Source organism: Mycobacterium sp. (genome assembly GCF_044342925.1).
Taxonomy (GTDB): Bacteria; Actinomycetota; Actinomycetes; order Mycobacteriales; family Mycobacteriaceae; genus Mycobacterium.
Genome location: NZ_JBIIOV010000186.1, coordinates 1 through 5,821, shown reverse-complemented (window position 1 = coordinate 5,821; position 5,821 = coordinate 1). Strand labels below are relative to the sequence as shown.

Sequence of the window (5,821 nt, the reverse complement as noted above, 5' to 3'; positions counted from 1 at the left end):
CGTTCTCGACACCGTTCCAGATGTTCAAGCGCTACAGCCAGTTCGCCGGCGGAACGTGCGATCCCATGATCATCTCCTGGCCCAAGGGCATCAAGGCCAAGGGTGAGGTCCGCAACCAGTACCACCTCGCCATCGATGTGGCCGCCACCGTTCTCGATGTCGCGGGCGTGGAGATGCCCGAGGTGTTCAGGGGCATCAAGCAGTACCCGCTCAACGGGACCTCGATGCGCTACAGCTTCGATGACGCCAACGCTCCGACCACCCGCAAGCGGCAGTACTACGCGATGCTGGGCACCCGCGGCATCTGGCAGGACGGCTGGAAAGCCGCCGCCCTGCACGTGCCGATCACCGGCCGGGGCAAGTTCGACGAGGACAAGTGGGCTCTCTACCACGTCGAGGAGGACCGTTCGGAGTCCACCGACCTCGCCGAGCAGAACCCGGAGAAGCTCAAAGAGCTGATCGACGCCTGGTTCGAGGAGGCCAACAACAACTTCGTGCTGCCCCTGGATGACCGGGTCGCCGTCGAACAGGCAGCCAACCCGCGGCCGCAGTCCGAGCCGCCGCGTGACCGCTACAAGTACTTCCCGGACACCGCGCCGGTGCCCGAGGGTGTGGCAGTCAGCATCCGGGGCCGGTCCTACAAGATCGCGGCCAACGTCGACATGACGCCGGAGGCCCAGGGCGTGGTCTTCGCGCACGGGTCGCGGTTCGGCGGTCACTCGATGTTCATCAAAGACGGCCGGCTGCACTACGTGTACAACTTCCTGGGCATCAAGCCGGAGCAGGTTTTCGTGTCCCCGCCGCTGAGCCCGGGCAAGCACACCCTGGGTATGGAGTTCAAACGGGAACGCGCCGGCAAGTACGGCGAATCGCTGGGCACCACCACGCTGTACGTGGACGGCAAAGAGGTGGCCAAGGGACCCATGAAGGCACAGATCGGCAAGTTCACCCTGTGCGGGGACGGGCTGTGTGTGGGCTATGACAGCGGGGACAACGTCTCCGAGCAGTACAAGAGCCCGGGCACGTTCACCGGAGGCACCATCCAGGGTGTGGCTGTCGACGTCAGCGAGAAGGCCTTCGTCGATCTCGAACGAGACGCCGAGGCGGCCTTCGCCAGTAGCTGATCCAGTCACCGACGCAAACCGAGGCGACGGCTTCCCCCCGGCGGAGCGGTAACCTGAGGCACATGCCTGGGCCGACGACGCTGTTCATCTTCCCGCACGCCGGGGGATCGCCGACGTACTACGTACCGTTCGCCAAGACGTTCACCACCGACGTCAAGCGCATCGCGGTGCAGTACCCCGGCAAGGGCGGCACCCACGACCTGGGTGCCTTCCGCAGCGTCACCGACCTGGCCGATCGGGTTTGCACACTGCTGCCCGAACAGACCGACGGTCCGGTGGCCTTCTTCGGCCACAGCATGGGGGCCCTGGTGGCGTTCGAGGTCGCGCGGCGGTTCGAGGCTGCGGGCCGGTCGGTATCTGCCCTCTTCGTGTCGGCCTCGCCCGCGCCCGGCCTGCTGGGCGAGGAATACATCCCGGAGTCTGATCGGGGACTGCTGGAGGTGGTCGGCGAGTTGACCGGGATCAACCCGGAATTCCTGGAGAACGAGGAATTCGCAGCGCGCATCCTTCCCACGCTGCGCGGGTTCAAGGCGATCATGAATTACGAATGCCCGCCGGACGCCATGGTGTCGTGTCCGATCGCGGCATACTTCGCCGACGACGACCAGATCGCCACTGAAGCGAAGGTGAAGCCGTGGTCAAACCGGACGACATCGGAGTTCACCCAGCGGGTCTTCCCCGGACATCATTTCTACCTCGACGAAAATTTGCCGGAATTGGTCGCAGACTTAGAGGCTAAGATCGACGCGTACTGCGGTTGAGGCGGCATCCGGAACTTAAGGTTTACCCAGGGAGCGTGTAAGCTTCCTCTCAGGAAACGTCCGTTTCAACTGTAGACCGATGGTCTGTTAGCCTTTCCGGGCCCAGTGACGTTGGGCCCGGTGGGCGTTAAATAATGATTCCGGAGATCCAGTTGTCTATCCCTGAACTGCTGAAACGCAGAGCCGACGAGCAGCCCGACCAGCCCGCGTACACCTTCTACGATTACGACACCGACCCGGCGGGATTTGCCGAAACTCTCACCTGGTCGCAGCTCTATCGGCGGGTTCAGGCCGTCGCCGGGCAGGTTCATCTGTGCGGTTCCCCTGGTGATCGGGCCGCGATCCTCGCCCCCCAGGGGCTCGACTACATCGTCGCGTTCTTTGCCGCCATCCACGCCGGGTTCATCGCGATCCCGCTGCCGGTTCCGGCTCCGGGAGGTCTGGACGAACGTGTGGTCGGTGCGCTGCGCGACAGTGCGCCGGTTGCCATCCTGACCACCTCGGCCGTCGTCGGCGACGTCGTGCCGTACGCCAATATGTCGTCCGGTGGTTCCGTGCCGACCGTTATCGAGGTCGATGCGGTGGACTACGCCCAGGCCCCCGCACTGGAGCCGGATCCTGCTGCACCGGACGTCGCCTACCTGCAGTACACGTCCGGTTCCACTCGGCAGCCGGCCGGTGTGGTGCTGACCCACAAGAACGTCATCACCAACCTGGAACAAAGCATCGGCGACTACTCCGAGCATTTTCCGCCCGGCACTGTTGCCAAGACCACCATCGTCTCGTGGCTGCCGTTCTACCACGACATGGGTCTGGTCGCGGGCGTGTTGACTCCGCTGATCACTCGCCAGGGCATCCTGATGAGTCCGATGGCGTTCCTGCAGAAACCCGCCCGCTGGATCCAGCATCTCGCGCGCAACGAGAGCGTATTCAGTGCGGCGCCCAACTTCGGGTTCGAACTGTCCGCGCGCCGCACCTCCGACGCGGATATGGCAGGGCTGGACCTGGGCGAGGTGATCGGCATCATCAGCGGCGCCGAGCGGGTGCACCCCGGAACGCTGCACCGGTTCCACGACAGGTTCGGGCAGTTCGGACTTCCCGATTCCGCGTTGCGGTCGTCCTACGGATTGGCCGAAGCGACGGTCTACGTGGTGTCCTCGCCCGGCGGTCGTCCCCCAACCGAGGTGCGTTTCGACTCCGAGAAGCTGGCCGCGGGCCGCGCCGAATTGTGCGCCGCCGGAGGATCGGAACTGGTCGGTTGTGGTGCGCCGCGGTCGTGCGACGTGCGCATCGTCGATCCAGAGACGCTGCTGGAGAAGGCGGCCGGTGAGGTCGGCGAAGTCTGGGTGAACGGCGACCAGGTGGCGATCGGTTACTGGCACAACCCGGAGCTGTCGGAGCGGACCTTCAACGGGCAGCTGCACGAGCCGTCGCCCGGCACCCCGAAAGGGCCGTGGCTGCGGACCGGTGACCTGGGCGTGCTGTACGACGGCGAGCTCTACATCATCGGCCGGATCAAGGACCTGTTGATCGTCGACGGGCGCAACCACTATCCCGACGACATCGAGTTCACCGTCAGCGAGCTCACCGCAGGCCGGGTGGCGGCCGTGTCGATCCCGGACGAGGCCACCGAAAAACTGGTGGTGATCGCGGAGGTGAAGCAGCCCGGCGGCTCCGCCGAGGAGGCGATCGCCAGACTGCGCGATATGAAGCGGCGGGTCCTCGCGGCCGTCAACAACACCCACGGCGTGCGGATCGGGGAACTGCTGCTGGTGGGCCAGGGCTCGCTCCCGATCACCACCAGTGGGAAGGTGCGGCGGAATTCGAGTGCGGAGCAGTACCGGCTGGGCCAGTTCAGCCGTTTGGACGCTCCGTGACCGCGCCCCTGGACGAGGACGGCTTAAGGCAATGGTTTGTTGACTATCTCGTCAACACGATCGGTCTGAGCCCCGACGAAATCGACTGTGACGCACCGCTGAAAGACCTCGCGGTCGGTTCGGCCGATGCGGTCGTGATGATCGGGGAGCTGTCGGAATTGCTGGGGCGGCAGTTGTCACCAGTCGATCTGTGGCAGTACCCGACGGTCAACGCGATGGCGCGGTATCTCACCGGCGGCGAGGTCGAACCCGTCGAGGTCTCCGGCGTCGCCGGCGGCGGCGCGGTGGTGGACGCGCGCGATCCCATCGCGGTGATCGGAGTCGGCTGCCGGTTCCCGGGCGGGGTGTCCGGCCCGGATGGCTTGTGGGACTTCCTCGTCGACGGCCGGTCCGGCGTCGTCGAGGTGCCGGCGGAGCGCTGGCAGCGGTTCGACGACGGGTCGCCGTCGACCGCCGCGGCATTGGCCTCGACCACTCGCTGGGGTGGTTACCTCGACGATGTCGCGGCGTTCGACGCAGAGTTCTTCGAGATCTCACCGGGAGAGGCCGACAAGATGGACCCCCAGCAGCGGCTGCTGCTGGAGGTCGCTCACGAGGCTCTCGAACACGCCGGAATCCCGCCACAGACACTTCGTCACACCCAGACGGGAGTGTTCGCCGGGGCCTGCCTGGGTGAGTACGGCTACCTGGCCGCCGCGGACCTGTCCCAGATGGACCCCTTCTCGGGGACCGGTGGGGCATTGAGCATCATCGCCAATCGGGTGTCGTATTTCTTTGATCTGCGTGGTCCCTCGGTGACGGTGGATACGGCATGCTCGTCGTCGTTGGTGGCGGTGCACCTGGCGTGTCAGAGTCTGCGGTCGGGGGAGTCCGACGTGGCGTTGGCCGCCGGGGTGAACGTCATGCTGTCGCCCGCTCCGACGCGCAGTTTCGATGTGGTGGAAGCCATGTCGGCCTCCGGTGCGTGCCACTCCTTCGATGCGTCGGCGGATGGTTTTGTGCGGTCCGAGGGTGCCGGGGTGGTGGTGCTCAAGCGGTTGTCGGATGCGCGTCGTGACGGTGATCGGGTGTTGGCGGTGGTGCGCGGGTCGGCGGTCAATCAGGATGGCCGGTCCAATGGGTTGATGGCGCCGAATCCGGCGTCGCAGATGGCGGTGTTGCGCTCGGCGTATGCCGATGCGGGGGTGGATGTTCGTGAGGTCGACTACGTCGAGGCTCATGGCACCGGGACGTTGTTGGGCGATCCGATCGAGGCGCGTGCGTTGGGCACGGTGCTGGGTCGGGGGCGCGCGGTGGATGCGCCGTTGTTGATCGGTTCGGTGAAGTCGAATCTGGGTCACCTGGAGGCTGCGGCCGGGGTGGCGGGTTTGGCCAAGGCGGTGCTGGCGTTGGGCCGGGGTTCGATTCCGGCCACCGTGGGCTATGAGAACCCGAACCCGCACATCCCCTTCGGGAATTTGCGACTCAAAGTCGTTGACGCCCATACCGAATGGCCGGATCGGGGTCGGCCCAGGATTGCCGGGGTGTCGTCGTTCGGGTTCGGCGGCACCAACGCCCATGTGGTGTTGGAACAGGCCCCGGTGCTCGCCGATGCGGTTGTGCCGCAGCAGGATTCGCCGTTGAGCACGCTGGTCGTGTCGGGGAAGACTTCGCAGCGGGTTGCGTCGTTGGCCGGTGCGTTGGCCGACTGGTGGCAGGGTGCGGGTTCGGAGGTGGGTGTGCAGCAAGTGGCGCACACGCTCAATTTCCATCGCAGCCGGTATCCGAAGTTCGCCACGGTGGTGGCCCGCGATCAGGAGCAGGCGATCGCGGGGCTTGCCGCGCTGGCGGCCGGTCAGTCTGCGCCCGGAGTGGTCGCGCCGCACGAGGGTTCCTGCCGTCCTGGCACGGTGTTCGTGTACTCCGGTCAGGGGTCGCAGTGGGCGGGGATGGGCCGTCGGCTGTTGGCGGAGGAGTCGGCGTTCGCCGCGGCGGTCGAGGAGTTGGAGCCGTCTTTCGTTGAGCAGGTGGGTTTTTCGCTGCGTGAGGTGCTGGCCTCCGGTGAGCCGGTGGTGGGTAT

General features: G+C 65.9%; 4 protein-coding genes. All 4 read left to right on the top strand.

Annotation, left to right across the window (positions count from 1 at the left end; all coding sequences use genetic code 11):
* Window positions 1-1,124, top strand: a 1,124-nt coding sequence (locus ADBZ6I_RS15375; RefSeq protein WP_526385338.1) for a sulfatase/phosphatase domain-containing protein, incomplete at its 5' end; no start/stop codon positions are given.
* A gap of 62 nt (window positions 1,125-1,186) precedes the next feature.
* The gene (locus ADBZ6I_RS15370; RefSeq protein ID WP_526385336.1) at window positions 1,187-1,885 is read left to right on the top strand and encodes a thioesterase II family protein; all 699 of its coding nucleotides are present in this window, start codon (window positions 1,187-1,189) and stop codon (window positions 1,883-1,885) included.
* 134 nt (window positions 1,886-2,019) lie between these two features.
* The gene (locus ADBZ6I_RS15365) at window positions 2,020-3,762 is read left to right on the top strand and encodes a fatty-acid--AMP ligase (protein WP_526385334.1); all 1,743 of its coding nucleotides are present in this window, start codon (window positions 2,020-2,022) and stop codon (window positions 3,760-3,762) included.
* Window positions 3,759-5,821 (top strand): type I polyketide synthase (locus tag ADBZ6I_RS15360; protein ID WP_526385332.1); only part of this gene is annotated, 2,063 nt, incomplete at its 3' end. The genes ADBZ6I_RS15365 and ADBZ6I_RS15360, both read left to right, overlap by 4 nt.